Source organism: Roseibium sp. M-1 (assembly GCF_054515675.1).
On the sequence record NZ_CM137257.1, the window covers coordinates 67,779 to 87,152 of the forward strand.

Sequence of the window (19,374 nt, forward strand, 5' to 3'; positions counted from 1 at the left end):
AGAAAACGCGGGGGCTTTGCCTCCCCGGTCCCGGCTCTTGCTGCGCGCGGCCGGGATGACGACGGAGAGGTGGTTGGAACGAAAAAGACCCGCCGATCCGATCAGCGGGTCTTCAAGGATGCATATAAAAGGGACCGTTCCGGCAGGCTCAGGAGGCCTGTTCCGCCCGGTCGAATTTGTGACCGTAGTCTACGGCAACCTCGTAGTCGGGATCTTCCAGGACCGAGACCTCGATCAGGTTGCCTGCCTTGGCGAGCAGCTTCTGGCAGTCCGGTGACAGGTGGCGCAAATGCAGGCGCTTGCCGGCCGCCTCGTACTTTGAGGCGAGCGCGTCGATCGCTTCCAAGCCCGAATGGTCGACCACGCGGCTGTCGATGAAGTCGACGACCACATCTTCAGGATCGCCGACCGGATCGAACAGGTCCACAAAGCCGGTGGTGGAGCCGAAGAAGAGCGGGCCGGTGAGGCGGTAGACTTTCCAGCCTTCCTTGCTGGTGCCGATCCGTGCACTGATGCGGCTGGCGGCGTTCCAGGCATAGGCGAGGGCGGAGATGATCACACCGACAACGACGGCGACTGCCAGGTCCGAATAGACGGTGACGCAGGTGACGATGACCATCACCAGGGCGTCGATCAGCGGGATCTTGTGCACGATCTTCAGGCTGGTCCAGGCAAAGGTGCCGATGACGACCATGAACATGACGCCGACGAGGGCCGCGACCGGGATCTGCTCGATCAGCTGCGATGCAACGACGATGAAGGACAAAAGGAAGAGCGCTGCGGCAATGCCGGAAAGGCGTGTGCGGGCGCCGGACTTCACGTTGATCATCGACTGGCCGATCATGGCGCAACCGCCCATGCCGCCGAAAAATCCGGTGACGATGTTGGCCGTGCCCTGAGCGACACATTCCTTGGAGGCACCGCCCTTGGTGTTCGTCAGGTCAGCGACAAGGTTCAGCGTCAACAGGGATTCGATCAGGCCGATGGCAGCCAGGATCACTGCATAAGGGAAGATGATCTTGAGCGTCTCAAGGGTGAGCGGCACCATCGGAATGTGGAAATCCGGCAGGCCGCCGGCAATCGACGCGAGGTCGCCGACCGAGCGGGTGTCCAGGTTGAAGCCGAGGACGAGGGCCGAGACGACCAGAATACCGGCAAGCGGTGCAGGGAAGGACTTGGTGAGTTTCGGCAGGAACCAGATGACGGCCATGGTCAGCGCGATCAGGCCCAGCATCAGGTAGAGCTGCGAGCCTTCCATCCAGGTCAGGTCGCCATTGCCGTCCGGCACCTTGAACTGGCCGAGCTGGGCGAGAAAGATGACGATAGCCAGGCCATTGACGAAGCCGAGCATCACCGGATGCGGCACCATGCGGATGAACTTGCCCCATTTGAGCAAGCCGACGGCAATCTGGATAATGCCCATCAGCACCACAGTCGCGAAAAGGTATTCGACCCCGTGCTGGCTCACCAGCGAGACCATGACCACGGCAAGAGCGCCGGTGGCACCGGAAATCATGCCGGGACGGCCGCCAATGCAGGCGGTGATCAGGCCGACAAAGAAGGCTGCGTAAAGCCCGACCAGCGGATTGACGCCAGCGACAAAGGCAAAGGCGACGGCTTCCGGAACGAGGGCCAGGGCCACGGTCAGGCCGGCGAGAAGTTCCGTCTTGATGCGGGAAGCATCCATCTTAACAGGTTTAGCGGGCGCAATGGCCTCCGCGCGTGCTGACACGGGCTGCTCCAGATATTTCGTGTGGTTTTGAAGGTCGGAGCCGGACCTGCCCGGACACTCGCTCTTTGACCTGGATCAAGTCCGGTCTTCTAAAGGATTTTTTGCAATGCAGCAAGGCACGGGACGGGAAGCAGCCATGCATCGGGTGGCAGCTTGCCCAAAGGTTGGGAAACTGATTCAGGGAAGGGGCAGAAATCATTGAACAAATTAATCAATTTTCGTCCAGGAAATATTCGCAAATGTCTGGATACAAATGACGATATTGCGAATTTTTATGGGATAATATTTGATGATGACAGGTGACAACTGCAATCCATAAATAATCAGGAGTTGTTGTCGTGAATTTTTCTCGTTCAAAGTGCTGTTTGTTTTCGCTTTTGCTTTTGTCACCTGTCGGGCTTGCACAGGCTGACGAAATGGTTCTGGCGACGGATGACTGGCCACCCTTCCGGATATCGGAGGGTGAAAACCTGATCGGGCTGGATCTCGACCTCATCGACGAAATCGCAAAACGGGCGGGTGCAGAGCTGCAGGTGGCCAAGATGCCCTGGGGGCGGGCGCTTACGGAGATGCAATCGGGTGGGGTCGACGTGATGACCGGGCTCGCCTACCGGACCGAGCGGGCCGAATACATCGCCTACACCGACACGCCCTATTTCAAATGCACCACATCCTTTTATACGATCGCCGGTCAGGGCGACAAGATCCGCTCCTACGAAGACCTGGCGCAAAACCAGGTCGGTTACGTGCTGCACTCAGCCTATTTCGACCGGTTCGACAATGACACTTCGCTGGACAAGGTCGGTGTCGCGGAGGAGCAGACCCTTGTTGACATGCTGATGAAGCGGCGTTTTGGCGTGATGATCGGAACGGATTGTCAGGTTGATTATTTCATCAAGCGCCAGGGCTTTGCCGACAAGATCGAAAAGACTCCCTATAACCCCGGCAACAGCGTCGATCTCTTTCTGGGTGTTTCGAGGAAATCCGACTGGGCACAGAAACTCGACCTTTTGAACGGGATTGTGAAAGAGCTTGTTGACGAAGGATTCGTCGACAAGATCGCCCGGGAATACTACGGCACGCAGTCGTAAGCCGCCGGGCTGGGTCCACACCCAATTTGCATCTGAAACCGACGGGCCCTGCCGTCATGGAGCCTGCGAACCATGCGTGCGTGAACCCTTCATGGCGGCATCCCTGTCACAAACCGCAACCTGATTGTAAACAGGTTGCAAAAATCTCTATTTCTCACGTAGGGTTACTTTTCTGGCGTTTGAGCTGCGGAGGACGGGTCCGTGGTTGAAACGGGAAGTTGCGAGCAAATTGGCGGTCCGCCAGTCAAGGAGGGCGAAATGCACCGGCTCGTTCTGTGTGCCGTGCTGAGCATCTTTTTCGTGTCCGGCGTTGCGAGCGCTCAGGAAAAATTGAAATTTTCGGGGTTCGACGCTCCTAATCTCACCCCGATCGCCGAAAGGATCCTGACCGAAGCCTATGCGGAACTCGGCATCCGTATCGAAGTGGTGAAATCCAGCCCTCGCAGGGCGCTGCTGGATGCCGCGGCCGGCAAGACCGACGGTGAACTGGTCAGGGTCCGCGACATCGAAGCCCTGCATGAAAGCCTAATCCGCGTCGATGTTCCGGTCGTCGTCGCCAGGACGTTTGCCTACACCAACAAGCAGGAGCTGATGGGCAAGAGCTTTGGCGAACTCAGGCACTTGCGCGTAGGCCATGTGGCTGGAGCGCGCTTTGCCCAGGCCCTTTCAAAGGATTATGCCGAAGTCTGGACAGCCGATGAACCGGAGCAGCTCTTCGAGATGCTGCAGCGGGACCGGATCGATCTTGTCATTGTGGGCGAGGGCACCGGCCGCCGGATCATCCGCGATCTGAAGATGGAAGGGGTCTTTCCGTTGCGCCCGTCGCTGGAGGAAATCTCGTTCTATCACTACCTGCACCAAAAACACGCCGGACTTGTGCCGAAGATCGAAGCCGTTCTGAAGCGCATGATGCATAAGATGCGGGAGCCTGAACCGGCCAGCAGTGGCAGATCTCCGTCTAAACGGGACGGGACGGTGCTGCACAAATCCGGCTATGGCTGAGCCCGGGGGTGCAATGGGCTGTCCGGCATTATCAAGACATTGGGTCGGGCGGCTGAGCCTTTTGCTGCTGCTGGCGTTTCTATCCGCACCCTCCGTCGTTCTGGCAGAAGGGAGGTTGCGTCTTTCGGCCTTCGACGCACCGGGATTGACGCCGGTCGCCCTGAAATTGCTTCAGAACGCCTATGCCAGTTTGGGGATCGAGCTTGAGACCGTCGTGACGGAACCGAGCCGGGCACTTGTGAATTCAAGGTCCGGAGTTACGGATGGCGAGGTCGTGCGCATCGGCCTTGTCGGAGACCGGCATCCGGCACTGATCCGGGTGGATGTACCGCTGCTTGTCGTCTCGACCTATGGCTACACCAACAAGGCGGACCTGCAGGACAAGTCTGCCGAAGAGTTGAAAGCCTTCCGGGCGGGCCATGTTCGTGGCGCCGTCTTTGGTGAGCTGGCTGCGCGAGGTTCGGCCGAGGTCTGGTCTGCCGACGAGCCAGAGCAACTCTTCGAGATGCTGAAGCAGGGCCGGATCGATGTTGTCTATGTGCGCGAAATCCGCGCCGAGGAAATGATCGAGCGCTTCGGTATGGAGGATGTCCGGCCGATACCGGCGAGTTTCAGGGAATATCCCTTCTACCATTACCTGCACGAGCGGCACCGGGATCTGGTGCCGCGTGTCGAACAGGTGCTGCGCGAGTTCCTGGGCGTGCCGAAGGAAACGCCCGCCAGGAAAGGCAGTTGAGCGAAGCCGGCAGGACGGCTTATTGCCCGCCCGTGCCCCGGTTCGCGGCCGGCTGCTGTGCCTGCTGAAGGCTGGCACCGAGGAGGGCCGCCGCGCCGGCAAAGCCACCGCCATCACCACCGACAACTGTATTCGGCACCAGCTTGCCGACCAGCGCGACCAGTTCCGGCTTGCGTTCCAGCGAGGTCAGCAGTTTCTCAAGCGCCTGCAACAGCGCCACGCGATCCTGGCCAAGCACGTCCACCTGGGCCCGCTGGCCCCGAGCGAGCTCTTCCAGATACTGGCGTTCGGCGCGGCCGAGGGCGGCGCGTTCCTGTTCGCGCTGGTTGGCGACCTGCACGGCGATCTGCGCTTCCACCAGACGCGGTTGTTCGTCGGCGGTGGAGCGGGCCTGTTCGGTCTCAATGCGCTTCTGCTGCGCGTCCGTCTCACGCTCATATGCGGTCGAGAGCTGGTCGGCGAGCTGCACGCGCAGCCGGGACACCAGCAGCTCCGGCGGGATCGCCGGTTCGCCCAGCCGGATTTCGCGAATGTCGACACCGGCCTTGTTGCCTTCGATCTTGATCTGCTGCTCGATGGTCTGTTCCAGGGCATCGCGGTTTTCGATCAGGTCCAGTACCCGTGTCGGCCGCACTGTGTAGCTGGACGGCTGGACGGGAGTGCCGTCCGGGTTCTTGTCCTGCACGCGGATCGAGGCACCGGCAACGTTGCGCACGATGGAGCGGATGGCAGGTGTCAGGATGCGGTTCTCGATCTCCTCAAGGCCGCCGACGGAGCCGACGACGACGGGGGCGTTGTCGGGATCGACCTGGACGAGGGCGCGCAATTCCAGCGGAATGTCCCAGCCTTCAACCTTGACGTAAACAGCCCTGTCTGCGGCATCGTTCGGGATCTGCTCCTGCTCTGAGCGTTCGTTTTGCTGGATATTGCCCTGCTGGTCGACCGAGAGGTCGATGATGCGCTTGGTGTAGCCGCCCTTGTATTCCCAGGTCTGCACGCGGGTATCGACCAGTGTCACCTCATAGGCCTGACGGTTGAGGTAGTAAGCGCCGGGAAAGAGCGGGTCCTTCCAGATGCCGACGCAGCCACGCGGCACCAGCGGCACTGTAAGCGCTTCGCGCGAAGCGGTCGAAGCCGACACCTCTTCCTCGACGCAGTTGATGCCGGGTTGGCTGACATTGGATTTCACAACGCCCACATGACCTGCCGGGATGATGGTCGCATTGGTGTTCTCATCCAGGCGCACATCAAAGAGAAAGCGGTTGAGGCGGTACTGGCCGGGCTTCAGCACGGTTTCCTGTGGTCCGCGAATGCCGCCCTTGGTCAGGAAGCTTTCTGCTTTCAGCATGTCGCCGACCTGATCGTCGGGAATTGCTGGAGCCATGAACATGCCCGACGGCATCGCGCCGCCGTCAAGGGCGGTCAGCTGGCCGTAATAGCCTTCCGGAATGGTGACGACGTCCCATTCCTCGAAGTCATAGAGCACGCGTACCAGCGGGATGAAATGGAAGCCGGGGCCGAGGATCTGCGCCTGCGGCCCCTTTTCGCCGCCGAGGGCGATGATACGACCCTCGGGCAGTTCCTTGAAGGCGTAGATCCGCTTCAGGTGGCCGACGCTGTTGGCATCGACGAGGATGAAGGAGGAGGACATCAGCATGAAAGCACCGATGACGACCAGCACGATGCCCATGATGCGGCTGGAAAAGATGCGTACGATCCGGTGACTGCCGACAGGCGCTCCGGTCCGCTTCAGCATGACGCTGGCCCCGAGAAGAATGGCCACAATTCCGACGATCACACCCAGCATCGCACGTCCTCCTCTTGAGGGTTCCGTCAGGGAGCCTATCTGAGCGCCGGTGCCGAAGAGAGTCAACGACACTCAGATTGTTGTCCGCAAGATCGGGGCAGTGGGTTACGCCCAACGGGAAAGGGCTCGACGGACTTCGCCGCCGGGATTAGAACCGGCGGGAAGAACTCCGGTCAGAAGGTTTCTGGCCAACAGGTTTCCGGCCAAGAGATCACTGCGAGGAAGCATGAAACCGACCAATCCGGTTTTTACCGGCATCGCCACCACCGTTTTCGAGACCATGTCACGGCTGGCCATGGCGCATGGAGCGGTCAATTTGGGGCAGGGCTTTCCGGATGTGGACGGGCCGGAGGATATCCGCCGGATGGCCGCAGACGCCCTGATCAGCGGTCCGAACCAGTATCCGCCAATGTTGGGTCTGCCGGACCTTCGCCAGGCCGTCGCCGAGGCAAACAAGCGTTTCTACGGGCTCGATGTCGATCCGCAGAGCGAGGTGATGGTGACGTCCGGAGCCACGGAAGCTCTGGCCGATTGCATCTTCGCGCTGGTCTCGCCCGGCGACGAAGTCGTGCTGATCGAGCCGCTTTACGATTGTTATCTGCCACTGGTGAAACAGGCCGGCGGTATTCCTGTGCGGGTCCGGGTAACGCCGCCCAACTGGTCGCTGGATGCGGACGCGCTGAAAAATGCCTTCTCCGACAAGACCAAGGCCATCCTCATCAACAACCCGATGAACCCGACGGCCAAGGTGTTCTCCGACGCCGAGCTGCAGCTCATTGCGGATCTTTGCAAGGAATACGATGCCTATGCCATCTGCGACGAGGTCTATGAGCATCTTGTCTTCGACGGCGGCCGCCACCGGCCGCTGATGACATTCGAGGGCATGCGCGAGCGGACGGTGCGGATCGGCTCCGCCGGCAAGACCTTTTCGCTGACGGGCTGGAAGGTCGGTTACGTGACTGGACCGGCGGCATTGATGGATCCGATCGCCAAGGCGCATCAGTGGGTAACCTTCACCACACCGCCGAACCTGCAGAAGGCAGTGGCCTATGGCCTGCGCAAGGACGACAGCTACTATGCTGGCCTGGCGCAGGACCTGACCGCCAAGCGCGACCGAATGGCGGCGGGTCTTCTGGACCTGGGCTTTTCCGTGCAGCCGTGCGACGCGACGTATTTCCTGACCTGCGGATTTGAAGGGCTTGGGCTCGGGCGGATGGATGTGGAGGCCTGCGAGATGCTGGTCAAGCAGGCCGGCGTTGCCGCCGTTCCTGTCTCCTCGTTCTATGGCTCGGATGCCCCGACGGGCTATATCCGCTTCTGCTTCTGCAAGCAGGACGCGGTGATCGATGAGGCCCTGGACCGGCTTTCCGCTTTTTTGACTGCGGCCAAAGCCGAATCCGCTTAGCCTGAGACGATCTAATCTTCGGAATGAGAAACTCCATGGACAATCCGGCTCTGGTCGACGTCACCCGCGGCAGCGTTATTGAAAGCCTGCATCGCGGCACGGTTGCCGTTGCCGACAGTACCGGCAGGCTCGTCTGCAGCATCGGCGATATCGATGCAAGGGTGTTTCCACGTTCCGCAATCAAGGCCTTGCAGGCGATCCCGATGGTGGAATCGGGCGCGGCGGAAGCCCTGGACCTGACCGACGCCGAGCTGGCGCTTGCCTGCGCCTCCCACAACGGCGAGGAAGTCCACGCCAATGCCGCCCGGGTCATGCTTCTGAAAGCCGGTCTCACCGAAGACGCCCTGGAATGCGGTCCGCAATGGCCGAAGCGGATGGAGGACGCGGCCAGGCTTATCCTCGCCGACGAAACGCCCTGCGGCCTGCATAACAACTGCTCCGGCAAGCATGCGGGGTTCCTGGGTCTTGCCCGTGTGATGGGCGTCGAGACCCGCGGCTACATCAATCCGCAGCATCCGGTTCAGCAGGAAGTCCGGCTCGTCATGGAACAGCTGACCGGCGACACGCTTTCGGAAGATGTCTGCGGCACGGACGGCTGTTCCATCCCGACCTATGCCTCGCCGCTGAAGAGCTTTGCCCGCGCCTTTGCCGCTTTTGGCACGGGCGAGGGGCTGGAGCCCTTGCGCGCGGAAGCCGCCGAGCGGCTCTTCGACGCGTGCATCAACGAACCCTACATGGTGGCCGGTGCCGACCGCTTCTGCACCAAGGTCATGGAAACCTTCCGCGGCCGGGTCTTCGTCAAGACCGGGGCCGAAGGGGTCTTCTGCGCCGCAGTTCCGGAACTCGGTTTCGGCATCGCGCTCAAATGCGACGACGGTGCCACCCGCGCCTCGGAAGTGATGATGGCGACCGTCCTGGAAGCCATGCTGGAGCTGAATGAGGATGAGGCTGCGCTGATGGACAGCCTCGTCAACCCGCCGGTCCTGACCCGCCGCGGCATCCAGGCCGGGCATATCAAGCCGCGGCAGGAGTTCCTGGACACTCTTAAGGCGGCATTGCCGTAGGGGGGTGGAAATCTACTTCGTATTGGGCGCTTACCACACTTGAGTCCTCATCTTGAGGAGCGAGCTTGCTCGCGTCTCGAAGGATGGGCCGCCGGCTTCTGAATATGCCGCCTATCCTTCGAGATGCCGCTTGCGCGGCTCCTCAGGATGAGGAAGTGGAAGAAATTTGATTGTTCAAAGATCTTTCTTCATCAATATCTTGTTGCCGTTTCTTTCCATTTCACTCCAGCCAAGATGCGAATAGAGCGCGACATTCTCCGGCATGCCGGTGTGGGTCGCCAGATGCAGTTCTCGTGCTACGTTCTCCTTCGCGTAGGCCTCGACGGCCTCGATCAGCAATCGGCCGACGCCCTTGCCCTTGAGGTCCGGATCAACGGCAATGTTCATCAGGTGAGCCTTGTCGCCGTTGAGGCCGATAATGGCACAGCCGGCGATCCGTCCGCCGCTTTCGGCGACGAAGACGTGGTTCTCCAGAATGTCCTGTTCGACCCCGGAGGAGACATCGGGCAAGTCCGGCAGGATGGATTTTACCGGTGCATAGGCCCGCTTGATGCATGCTTTCAACTGCGGTGCGTCTTGCAATTTCGCCTTGCGGATGGCTGGTTGGGCGCCTGGTTCTGTCACTGGAGTTTTCTCATGGCCCATCGTTCCGGTCTGTCCTTCCGTTTTACCCACGCGATCACCCGCACGCCTGCCGACAGCGTGGCCGACGGCATCCGGGCAGTGGATACCGGCAACCCGAGCGGCGAGAAATTCCGGGCGGAACATGAGCTCTATGTCGCGGCCTTGCAAGAGGCGGGGTTGACGGTGGACGTGCTGCCGCCGCTGGATGACTATCCGGACAGCTGCTTTGTCGAGGACCCGGCCTTCTGCCTGCCGGAAGGTGCCATCCAGCTCAGACCTGGTACCGCCAGCCGGGAAGGCGAGGGCAAGGAAATCCGTGCCGCCCTCGACAAGCGTTTCGGCAAGGTGGTGGAGCTGCCCGGCAGCGGCCATGTGGATGGCGGTGACATCCTGATGCTGGACGATGTCATCCTGATCGGGCTTTCCGCCCGCACCGACCGGGAAGGTGCGGAAGCCTTCGCCAGTGTGCTGGGCGAGTGGGGCTACGCGGCCGAGGTCTGCGAGACGCCGGAAGGTGTCCTGCATTTCAAGACGGCCTGCTCGACCCTTGGTGACGGCGTCATCCTGGCAACGAAAGTCATGGCCGACAGCGGCTTCTTCGGCGACCGCGAAATCGTGGTTGTGCCGGAAGGCGAAGACTATTGCGCAAATGTCATCCGGGTGAACGACGTGGTGCTGGTGCCCGAAGGCTATCCGAAGACACTCGCTGCCATCGAAGCGGCCGGGTTCACGGCTGTGGTGCTGCCGACCCATGAGGCCCGCAAGGTCGACGGCGGGCTCTCCTGCCTGTCGTTGCGGTTTGCGCTGGACTAGGACCTGGCTAGCGTTCGGGCCTATCCCACATTCAACCTCATCCTGAGGAGAGAGCGTGCTCGCGTCTCGAAAGATGGGCGGCATACAGCTGTGCAAGCGGCCCATCCTTCGAGACGGCCTTCCGGCCTCCTCAGGATGAGGTTGTGGAAGACGAGACCCGTCTAGCTCGGCTCATTGATGGAAAGTCACGCAGCCACCTGATTGCCGTGAACGGTCAGGTTGTCGAACTCGGAATTGTTGTTGAGCTCGCCGGTGGATTTCTCCAGCCAGCGGTAGCCGTTGATGCTGCCGTTTTTGGAGCCCTGGACGATGTTGCCGGTGATGACCGCCGATCCGGCGCCTTCGACCACGGTGACGGCAATACCGGTGCCGCAGTCGCGCACCACGTTCTGGCTTGCCGCGACGTTACGCATATAGGGCCCCCAGCCGATCATCAGGCCGAATTTTGGTGCCCCCTCGACCACGTTGCCGGTCAGCGTCGTATCGGCTTCAACGGCGATGCCGATGCCGAAGCCGGCTACCTCCGGCGGGTAGGGGCCGTCCTTCTTGATGTTGCGGATCAGGTTGCCGGAACAGATGGCCATGCGGCCGCCATCCATGAAGTTGGCGATCGAAATACCGATCGTGCCGCCGTCGACGATGTTGTTGGCGATCACCGCACCCTGAAAGCCGAATTCGGAATAGATCGCGGTCTCGCCGGACCTCAGGCACGAATTGCCGATGATCTGCACGTTGGAACCGGCATTTGAGCGGATTGCGGAAAAGGCACAATCTGCAACGCGGTTGTTCGATACCATGACGCCGTGAGCGCGAAAGACGTTGATGCCGTTGCCGAACTGACCCGTGCCGCCGTAGCGCGCGCCGATGCGTTCCACCCGGTTGCCGGAGACGATGGTGCCGTCCTCGCCCTCGCGCCAGCGGTGCACCCAGATGCCGCCATTGGCGCAGTCGGTCACCGTGTTGTTGATGATCGCCAGGCCGGTCGCTTCATTGGATCTGAGACCCGCCTCGGCAGCACCAGAAATGGTGCAATTCTCGACCCGGCCGGAGCAACGGTCCAGCAACAGGCCCATCTTGGAAGAGCCGGTGATCTCGCAATTGTCGAGAACGACATCCTTCGAGCCGATGAAATGCAGGAGGCCTTCGGTGAAGTCGCCGATGGAGCGGTTGGCGCCGTCGAAAGTGACGCCGGTGAGACCGATATTGGAGACGCCCTCGGCACGGATCAACTGACCGCCGCCGCCCTGGTAGACGAGTCGGGTTCGGCCGGGTACGCCGACAATCAGCGTGCCGGAGGGCAGGCGCAGGTTGGCAACCGGATAAGTTCCGGCAGGAAGAAAGAGAGCACGGCCGCGTTCGACGGCGCGGTTGACCGCGTTCTGGAACTGTGCGGTCTGGTCGTCGATGGCATTCGGCAGAAGGCCGAGATCTTCGGAATCGATGGAACCGCGCAGATCCGCGACCTTCATCTGTGCATTGGCGACTGTCCCGGAAAGGCACAAAGCTGTCCCGGCAAGAAACGCGCGACGGTTCAGTTTCGATCGAATTGCTGTCATCGGTCCGGCCAATTGCTGTTTTGCGTCCCGGATCGGGATGCGGTTCAGGTGATTGGCTTGAAAGGAGCAAGTGCCGTGCCGGACGAGCTTATCGTGACGAACTGGAGCAAAAAAACCGGCCAGGCACGTGGCCTGGCCGGTCTGACAACCGGTCTACAGGGGCAAAAAGACCGGTCAGAGGCTGCTGGGATCGACCGTTTCCAGGCCACCCCAGTTTTCATCGGCCTTGGTGATGAAGCCCGGAATGTCCTTGTTCCAGCGTTCCTGGATGGAAGGGGCGAGGTTCAGGTAGAGCTTGCCGTCGACGATTTTCCAGAGATCCGGATCGCCGTCGACCTTGACGCCCATGGCCGCGCCGAAGGCACAGAAGCCGCCATATTGCGGCAGGTACTTGCCCGGGTTCTGCTTGAAGAGATCGCGGTTTTCTTCGGAGACGAAGCGGTAGGTGGCGCCATTATGAACCTCGGTGATGGCAATGTCGCCGTCCTGCGGAGCGCCGCCGACGAAATAGGAGACCGGGTCTACGCCACGCAGGGCAAGGCCGGTGACGGTGGCATTGACGTCAAAGCCTGCACCGAAGGCGCTGGAGACAAGGCCGGTGACCACGACGAGCGCCGCGACGGAACCGCGGATGAGATTTGCAAACATGTCGGAATTCTCCCAAGGGATTGAACTGGTCCGGCAGCGGATCCATTTGCCTGTCAGAAAAGGAACCGATCGGTTCCTAACTTAGCGCACTTGACCGTTGCTGCCGGTGCCTCTTACATAGGGTTAGGAACCAATTGGTACAAAACACAAGCGCGTGAGATCCGGTTGAGGATCTCGTGAAGTTTCAGGTGAGTGAATGGGATGGCAAGACCGAGGGAATTCGACGCCGCCGAGGCGATGGAAAAGGCGATGACGCTGTTTTGGGACCGCGGCTACGAGGAAGCGTCGCTGGCCGAGCTTCTGGCCGCGATGGAAATCACCAAGGGCTCCTTCTACAAGGCCTTCCAGGACAAGCAGTCGATCTACCTGGCGGCATTGGACCTCTATAACGACAAGGTCGTGAGCCGGACCGTCGCCTATCTCGGCGATCCCCTGGAAGGCACGGGGCGTGAGCGCATCCTGGGGCTGTTCACAAGCATTGCAGACATGGCACTGAAGGAAGGCGACCGTTTGGGGTGTTTTCTCTGCAATGCGCTGGTCGACCGGGCAGGTGGGGACGAGGCAGCAGCGAAGCTCCAGGCCATGACTCGCCGGCTGGAAAACGCCATGTGCCGCGCACTCCAGAGCGACGGGTTCGAGGAAATCCGTGCAAGCGGCAAAGCCCGCGGCCTGTTGAGCCTCTATTTCGGGCTGCGTGTGCTGGGTAGGGCCGGGCTCGCGGCGGACATGGCCAGGGATTGTCTAGCTCAGGTCGAGCTGCTGCTCGCGCGGGGCCATTGAGCGGAGACCAAACCAGCACTTTGCTTCCCGGCCTCCGGAGCTGAGGATATCAACCTCATCACGAGGAGGATCGAAAGGTCCGTCTCCAAGGATGGGCTGCTTGCTCCGGGTATGCCGCCCATCCTTCAAGACGCGCGCAAGCGCGCTCCTCGGGGTGAGGTGCGCAATTGATCGAATTTGCAATCATCTGCATCCGCGAAAAAATGCTTCATCGCAGCCGCCGCGCCAGTTCCCTGAGTATCCGGACGGCCGCTTCCTCGACAACTGGATAAGCAGGCCGTGTGTCCCTTGGTCCCTTCGGCAGGGCTGGCACGTGCACGAAGATGCTCGGGATGCCCGAGCCGATCGAATCCCAAAGGGTCGCGTTGCAGAGATAGGTGCCGGCGTTGGTGGAAAGCCGCGCGGGGGCTCCGCCCGCTTCCGCAGCGCTGCGCAAGGCGCAGGCGGGGAGCGTCGCAGCGCGGACCCGTTCGGTACCTGCCGCAAGTTCAGGCCGTGCCGGAGAAAGCCCAAGCGCATCGGGGCGCACCCGGATGGCCTTGTTGACGGCGCGGGTCTCGATGTTGACCGTCCTGCGCGACCCGTCGACGCCGAAATGCACGATTGCATCGGGTCTGAGTTCCTGCCGCAGCCATTCGGTCACCTCCTGCCGTCCGGCCCAGGTGGTCGGCAGGACGTGGAAGACGAAGCGGACGCCGGATTTGTGGACGCCAAGCCGGGCAGGCAAGCGCCGCATCAGCCTTTCCGTCGGATTGACCGGCGCGCCGGGGAAGGGCGAGAAGCCGGTGACCAGGATGGTCTTCTGCTTCGCCGCACTCATTCCTTCAGTCCCATCAGTCCGGACAGCTCGTCGACGGCAAGCGAGACCGCCGTACGGCCCTCGCGCACTTCCGTTTCCAGCGTCTTGAGCCGGTCTGCGGTTCTCGAGTTCGTCTTCAGGGCTTCCATCATCCGCTGCTGCAGCATGTCCCACATCCACGCGACCTGCTGGCGGCTGCGGCGCTCCTGCCATTCGCCGCTAGCCTGCATGCGGTCGCGATAGACGGTCACCTGTTCCCAGAGATGATCGAGGCCTTCGTTGGCAAGACCGGAAACGGTGATCACCGGCGGTGTCCATGTGGGTGTCTTGGGAGCGAGGATGTGCAGCGCGGCGCGATAATCGGCGGCTGCAGAGCGGGCGCGGGCCGCGCCTTCGCCATCGGCCTTGTTGACCGCGATCATGTCGGCGATTTCCAGAACGCCCTTCTTGATGCCCTGAAGTTCGTCGCCGGCGCCGGGCAGCATCAGGACCAGAAAGAAATCGACCATGTCGGCAACCGTCGTCTCCGATTGGCCGATGCCGACGGTTTCCACCAGGATGACATCGTAGCCGGCCGCCTCGCAGAGCAGCATCGTCTCCCGCGTCTTGGCGGCGACGCCGCCGAGCGTTCCGGCTGAGGGCGAAGGCCGGATGAAGGCGCCCGGATCGACGGCGAGCCTTGCCATACGGGTCTTGTCGCCAAGGATGGAGCCGCCGGTGCGGGTGGACGAGGGGTCCACGGCCAGCACGGCAACCCTGTGTCCGGCAGCAGTCAGGTTGGAGCCGAGCGTATCGACCGTTGTCGACTTGCCGACCCCGGGCACGCCGGTGATACCGACGCGCAATGCCCGGCCGGTTAGCGGCAGAAGTTCCTGAATGAGCAGATGGGCCAGGTGCCGGTGCTCCGGCTTTTTCGATTCGACCAGCGTGATGGCCCGGGCGAGCGCCGCCCTTTGGCCAGCCTTGAGGCCGCTTGCCAGTTGCGCCGGATCGAGTGCCTGTGCCTTTGTCGTCATGCTTCAAGGCTTTAGCGCAGCTTTGGGAAAAGGTCACTGCCGCCAAAGGGAGAAGAGGTAAGGAATCTGCGTTGCGCCGGGCAATTCCGTGAACGTGCCGTTTGAAAGATTGAACCGGACCGGGCAAAGCGTGTTAGATGAAGCCGTTTCGAAACAGTCTTTGCCGGTGCTGCATGTCGCCCCTCGCATATCTGAAAGCTCCACTCTGGGTCCTGGGTCTTGCCGGAACCGACAAGTCGCCGCGCAAGAACCCGATTCTCGGCAGCGAGCGGCTGAATGAATGGGGCCTGCACCGCAAACGGGTGCAACTGGCCGCCAGTCTTGCCGCACAACGCCGGGCGAGACTTGCGAAAGGGCTGGACGCTGAACAGCGTGCCTTTTTTGATGAGAACGGCTATTTCCTCGTGCGCAACTTCCTGCCCGACGAAATATTCCGCCAGTTGAAGGAAGAGGTCTTTAGCCGGCCGCTGGAATCGCGCGAAATGCGCCAGGGCCAGGCCGTGACCCGCATGACCCTGTTGCCGCCGGATCTCCTTGCCAAAAGCCCGGCGCTCGCCCGGGTGCTGCGGGACCCTCGGGCGCTGGCCATGATCCGCTATGCGGCCTCTCAGGGCGGGCAGCCGCTGAGCTTTCTGCAGACGGTCCTTGTCGAGCCGCAAAAGATCCAGAAAAGGGACCCGCAGTCCGACGCTCATGCGGACACATTCCATGCCACCTCCAAGGCCTGGCTGTTCCTGCAGGACGTGGGCGAAGAGGACGGACCGTTCTTCTTCGTGCCCGGCTCGCACAAGCTGACCCCGGAACGGCTGGAATGGGAATATCAATGCTCGCTGACGGCGGCCAAGGACCCGCGCTCGCATCATGCGAGCGGCTCCTTCCGCATCCGTGCCGACGAGCTGTCCGCCCTTGGCCTGCCGCAGCCGGTGAAGATGGCGGTGCCGGAAAACACGCTCATCGTCGCCGACACCTTCGCCTTTCACGGCCGCACGCCATCCGCCAAGCCGACCATCCGCTCGGAAATCCACTGGCACATGCGCCGCAACCCGTTCCTGCCCTGGACCGGCGGCGACGTGAACTCGCTGCCCTTCCTGAAAGAACGTGGCATGCCGATGCTGATGGAGCTTGCGGATATCGCCGAAAAGGTTCTGGGTCAGCGCAATGTCTGGCGCAAGGTCGGCGACGTCATGGTGCGCTCGGAGGCGCATGTGTGAGGTGTTTAGGCCCAGCTCAATTCAGACGAGATACAGTCTGGAGGCGTAAGACCTTCAACATGATCCCCCAATTGATCCCCTCATCCTGAAGAGGACCGAAGGTCCATCTCGAAGGATAGGCCGCTTGTTCGGAACTCTTGTCCCATCCTTCGAGACGCGCGCAAGCGCGCTCCTCAGGATGAGGTCGAGGGGCGGCTGAAAGTCGGAAGATTGCCTGGATTAGAGCGCCGGATCAGGTCTTCGGCGTCCAGAGAATTCGCTGCAGTTCGGCATCGAACAGATCGTTCTCGACCGGCAGGCGGTCGAAGGGGCCGTCATAGCCCGGGATCGCATAGACCAGTTCCACGTTCGGATGGCCCTCGGAACGGCAGATGGCCATGCCGCGCCACAGATTCTTGCCGACGCGGCAATCGGCGCGGGACGTGCCGATATCCGAGAAGCTCATGCCGATGCGCTCGCCGTTCGGGCCCTGCAGCTGCGGGGTGACGCCATGCACTGTGCGGACCTTGCCGTTCTGGCCCTTGAAAACCTGCAGCACCTGGAAGCCGTCGCTGTTGAAAGCTGCCAGCGCCCATTCCGTGCTGTCTTCATTGGCGGTCTGCACACCTTCGGTGGTGAAGCCGGGCAGGGCCGCCTCGATGGCTTTCTGGCCATACTGGGTCGAGCTGTCGATGCCGCCGACATGGTCTTCGGTGATCTGAACCAGGGTCGCATCCGAGGAGCGAGACAGCCTGCCGGAGGTGCCATCAAGATCCGCCGTCGGCGCGCAGGCCGCCGCACTGAGAGCAAAAAGGCACACAAAACCGATGGCACTGCAACGCATGGAAATACTCGGGCTGTTTGGACCGCGCCTTGCTGAACCGCGCGAATGGAATACGGGTTTACCAACGAACGTGTTGTTTGCAAAGGGGTTCGATCAGGCTGTGGACAGAGCCTGACAGCTGCCGCAGGGGCCGCGGGACTTTCCGGATGATCTGCTGTCAGGTCTCGTCCCGCTTGATCCACTTGGGCGCAGACGGCGGTGTGTAGTTTTCAAAAAGACCAATAAGCTCCGCCGGCGTGCCGGCAATCTGCACCATGTCGCGCATGACCTGCTTTGTGAAGCCTTCCCGGGTCTGATGATCGAGGAAGGTGATCAGATGATCGTAATACCCCTCGATATTTAGGAAGCCGCAGGGCTTGGCGTGGTAGCCGAGCTGCCCCCAGGTCCAGACCTCGAAGATCTCTTCCAGCGTGCCGACACCACCGGGCAGGGCGATGAAGGCGTCGGACAAATCCGCCATCTTGGCCTTGCGCTCATGCATGGAGCCGACAAGATGCAGGTCGGTAAGGCCTTCATGGCCGATTTCCTTGTCCTGCAGCGCGCGCGGCAACACACCGATGACCTTGCCGCCGGCAGCGAGCGCCGCATCGGCGACGGTGCCCATCAGCCCAACCTTGGCGCCGCCATAGACCAGCGTATACCCCTGCTCCGCGATGACGCGGCCGGTTTCCCTGGCCGCCACGGAATAGGCTTCCTGCGTGCCATAGCTGGAGCCGCAGAAGACGCAGATGGATTTCATGTAGGTACTCTCCGGATTTCGGAAGAGCGCGCCCGTAGCGGGCGCGCCCCTTGACCGTCAGTTCTTGGCCAGTTCGTCAAGGACGCGCGCCCAGGAGCGGATGCCCTTGTGGAAGCTGGTCAGATTGTATTTTTCGTTCGGCGAATGGATCTGGTCGTCCTCCAGGCCGAAGCCGATCAGGAGCGAATCCATGCTGAGCATGCGCTTGAAGTCGCCGACGATCGGAATGGAGCCGCCCATGCCGATCAGGGCGGCTTCCTTGCCCCATTCGTCCTTCAGCGCCTTCTTGCCTTTTTCAAGCGCCGGCATGGCAAAGTCGAGCCGCAGGGCCGGGCTGCCTTCCTTGGCGATGAAGTCCACCGTGCAGTCTGCCGGGATCTTGGAGCGCACATAGGCGCGGAAGGCGTCCTGGATCTTGTCCGGGTCCTGGTCGCCGACAAGCCGGAAGGTGAACTTGGCATGGGCTTCGGCCGGGATAACGGTCTTGGAGCCGGCTCCCTGATAGCCGCCCCACATGCCGTTCACTTCCACGGTCGGCCGCGTCCACAGGTGCTCCAGCGGCATGCGATCCTTTTCACCGCGCGGGTATTTCAGTCCGACATCGCCGAGGAATTCCTCGACGGAGAAGCCGAGTTCGTCCCACATCTTCGTGACGTCTTCCGGCATGTCGATGACGCCGTCATAAAAGCCCGGCAGGGTCACCTTGCCGTTCTCGTCGTGAAGGCCTGCGATGATGCCAGCAACGATGTGGTTCGGGTTCTGCGCCGAGCCGCCATAGGAGCCGGAATGAAGGTCGCGGCTGGCCGCCTTGACGATGATCTCGTCGCCGACCATGCCGCGCAGCATGATGGAGATTGCCGGCGTCTCGGCGTCCCACATGCCGGTGTCGCAGACAAGGGCGAGATCGCAGGAGAGTTCGTCCTTGTGGGCTTCCAGGAAGGGATGCAGGGACGGGGACCCGGATTCTTCCTCGCCCTCGAACAGGATGGAGACATCGACCGGCAGGTCGCCGGTCTCTTCCAGATAGGCGCGGGCGGCTTCGACGAACGTCATCAACTGGCCCTTGTCGTCGGCAGAGCCGCGGGCGACGATGATCTTGCTGCCGTCCGGCTTCGTCTCGATGACCGGATCGAACGGGTCGCGCTTCCAGAGATTCAGCGGATCGACCGGCTGGACGTCGTAGTGACCGTAGAACAGCACATGCGGCCCCGGCTTGCCGGATTTCTTGTGGCCGACGACCATCGGATGCCCGGTGGTGTCGCGGACCGAGGCCTCGATGCCGATGCCGTTCAGCTCCCGCGCCAGCCATTCGGCAGCTTCCCGGCAAGGCGCCTTGAAAGCGGGGTCGGTGGAGATGCTCTTGATCTTGAGAAGGTCGAACAGGCGGTCGAGGCTGTCGTCGAGATTGGCATCGATACGCGCCAAGACCTTGTCGATGGAACTCATGACGGATCCTTGAAAATGAAACAGATTGGGTCGGGCCCGACGGACTCAGGCCGTGTTGGAAGGCCCTAACAGGCCACAAAGG

General features: G+C 61.6%; 18 protein-coding genes. 8 read left to right on the forward strand and 10 right to left on the reverse strand.

Annotated elements, in window-relative coordinates; translation table 11 throughout:
- Positions 1-148: 148 nt before the first annotated feature.
- A complete protein-coding gene (locus ACX3M4_RS00315) occupies positions 149-1,687 on the reverse strand; it encodes a SulP family inorganic anion transporter (protein ID WP_459359524.1) in 1,539 nt (512 codons plus the stop codon).
- A gap of 461 nt (positions 1,688-2,148) precedes the next feature.
- Between ACX3M4_RS00315 and ACX3M4_RS00320 the strand changes: the two genes are divergently transcribed.
- From ACX3M4_RS00320 to ACX3M4_RS00330, 3 genes are all read left to right on the forward strand, one after another.
- Entirely contained in the window at positions 2,149-2,823 is a 675-nt protein-coding gene (locus ACX3M4_RS00320; protein ID WP_459356615.1) for a substrate-binding periplasmic protein, read from the forward strand.
- Positions 2,824-3,081: 258 nt separating this feature from the next.
- The gene (locus ACX3M4_RS00325) at positions 3,082-3,825 is read left to right on the forward strand and encodes a substrate-binding periplasmic protein (protein WP_459356616.1); all 744 of its coding nucleotides are present in this window, start codon (positions 3,082-3,084) and stop codon (positions 3,823-3,825) included.
- A 115-nt stretch (positions 3,826-3,940) separates the two neighbouring features.
- The gene (locus tag ACX3M4_RS00330) at positions 3,941-4,561 is read left to right on the forward strand and encodes a substrate-binding periplasmic protein (RefSeq protein ID WP_459356617.1); all 621 of its coding nucleotides are present in this window, start codon (positions 3,941-3,943) and stop codon (positions 4,559-4,561) included.
- A 19-nt stretch (positions 4,562-4,580) separates the two neighbouring features.
- Here ACX3M4_RS00330 and ACX3M4_RS00335 read toward each other — a convergent pair whose 3' ends face one another.
- Positions 4,581-6,368, reverse strand: a complete 1,788-nt coding sequence (locus ACX3M4_RS00335; protein WP_459356618.1) for an SPFH domain-containing protein — start codon at positions 6,366-6,368, stop codon at positions 4,581-4,583.
- Positions 6,369-6,594: 226 nt separating this feature from the next.
- Here ACX3M4_RS00335 and ACX3M4_RS00340 point away from each other — a divergent pair, with 226 nt between their 5' ends.
- Together ACX3M4_RS00340 and ACX3M4_RS00345 are read left to right on the forward strand one after the other, a co-directional pair.
- Entirely contained in the window at positions 6,595-7,773 is a 1,179-nt protein-coding gene (locus ACX3M4_RS00340; RefSeq protein ID WP_459356619.1) for an aminotransferase, read from the forward strand.
- Positions 7,774-7,808: 35 nt separating this feature from the next.
- Entirely contained in the window at positions 7,809-8,837 is a 1,029-nt protein-coding gene (locus ACX3M4_RS00345; RefSeq protein WP_459356620.1) for an asparaginase, read from the forward strand.
- Positions 8,838-9,011: 174 nt separating this feature from the next.
- Here the strand turns inward: ACX3M4_RS00345 and ACX3M4_RS00350 are convergent, their stop codons facing one another.
- Positions 9,012-9,461, reverse strand: a complete 450-nt coding sequence (locus ACX3M4_RS00350; RefSeq protein WP_459356621.1) for a GNAT family N-acetyltransferase — start codon at positions 9,459-9,461, stop codon at positions 9,012-9,014.
- 12 nt (positions 9,462-9,473) lie between these two features.
- Here ACX3M4_RS00350 and ACX3M4_RS00355 point away from each other — a divergent pair, with 12 nt between their 5' ends.
- Entirely contained in the window at positions 9,474-10,274 is an 801-nt protein-coding gene (locus ACX3M4_RS00355; RefSeq protein WP_459356622.1) for a dimethylarginine dimethylaminohydrolase family protein, read from the forward strand.
- Positions 10,275-10,459: 185 nt separating this feature from the next.
- Here the strand turns inward: ACX3M4_RS00355 and ACX3M4_RS00360 are convergent, their stop codons facing one another.
- Both ACX3M4_RS00360 and ACX3M4_RS00365 read right to left on the reverse strand, forming a co-directional pair.
- Complete coding sequence (locus tag ACX3M4_RS00360) at positions 10,460-11,830, reverse strand: TIGR03808 family TAT-translocated repetitive protein (RefSeq protein ID WP_459356623.1); 1,371 nt, start codon at positions 11,828-11,830, stop codon at positions 10,460-10,462.
- A gap of 174 nt (positions 11,831-12,004) precedes the next feature.
- On the reverse strand, positions 12,005-12,478 hold the full coding sequence (locus tag ACX3M4_RS00365) for a YHS domain-containing (seleno)protein (protein WP_459356624.1): 474 nt from the start codon (positions 12,476-12,478) through the stop codon (positions 12,005-12,007).
- Between the two features lie 201 nt (positions 12,479-12,679).
- Between ACX3M4_RS00365 and ACX3M4_RS00370 the strand changes: the two genes are divergently transcribed.
- Positions 12,680-13,258, forward strand: a complete 579-nt coding sequence (locus tag ACX3M4_RS00370; RefSeq protein WP_459356625.1) for a TetR/AcrR family transcriptional regulator — start codon at positions 12,680-12,682, stop codon at positions 13,256-13,258.
- A 208-nt stretch (positions 13,259-13,466) separates the two neighbouring features.
- On the opposite strand, the gene ACX3M4_RS00375 is transcribed toward ACX3M4_RS00370, so the two are convergent.
- Entirely contained in the window at positions 13,467-14,078 is a 612-nt protein-coding gene (locus ACX3M4_RS00375; RefSeq protein ID WP_459356626.1) for a pyroglutamyl-peptidase I, read from the reverse strand.
- Positions 14,075-15,073, reverse strand: a complete 999-nt coding sequence (gene meaB, locus ACX3M4_RS00380; RefSeq protein ID WP_459356627.1) for a methylmalonyl Co-A mutase-associated GTPase MeaB — start codon at positions 15,071-15,073, stop codon at positions 14,075-14,077. Before meaB ends, ACX3M4_RS00375 begins: the two co-directional genes overlap by 4 nt.
- A 173-nt stretch (positions 15,074-15,246) precedes the next feature.
- On the opposite strand from meaB, the gene ACX3M4_RS00385 reads away from it, so the two are divergent.
- On the forward strand, positions 15,247-16,284 hold the full coding sequence (locus ACX3M4_RS00385; RefSeq protein ID WP_459356628.1) for a phytanoyl-CoA dioxygenase family protein: 1,038 nt from the start codon (positions 15,247-15,249) through the stop codon (positions 16,282-16,284).
- Between the two features lie 232 nt (positions 16,285-16,516).
- Here ACX3M4_RS00385 and ACX3M4_RS00390 read toward each other — a convergent pair whose 3' ends face one another.
- From ACX3M4_RS00390 to ACX3M4_RS00400, 3 genes are all read right to left on the reverse strand, one after another.
- Positions 16,517-17,107, reverse strand: coding sequence for a DUF1131 family protein (locus ACX3M4_RS00390; RefSeq protein ID WP_459356629.1), 591 nt, complete (start codon positions 17,105-17,107; stop codon positions 16,517-16,519).
- A gap of 157 nt (positions 17,108-17,264) precedes the next feature.
- Complete coding sequence (locus tag ACX3M4_RS00395; protein ID WP_459356630.1) at positions 17,265-17,846, reverse strand: LOG family protein; 582 nt, start codon at positions 17,844-17,846, stop codon at positions 17,265-17,267.
- Positions 17,847-17,903: 57 nt separating this feature from the next.
- Positions 17,904-19,292, reverse strand: coding sequence for a dipeptidase (locus tag ACX3M4_RS00400; RefSeq protein ID WP_459356631.1), 1,389 nt, complete (start codon positions 19,290-19,292; stop codon positions 17,904-17,906).
- Positions 19,293-19,374: the final 82 nt, after the last annotated feature.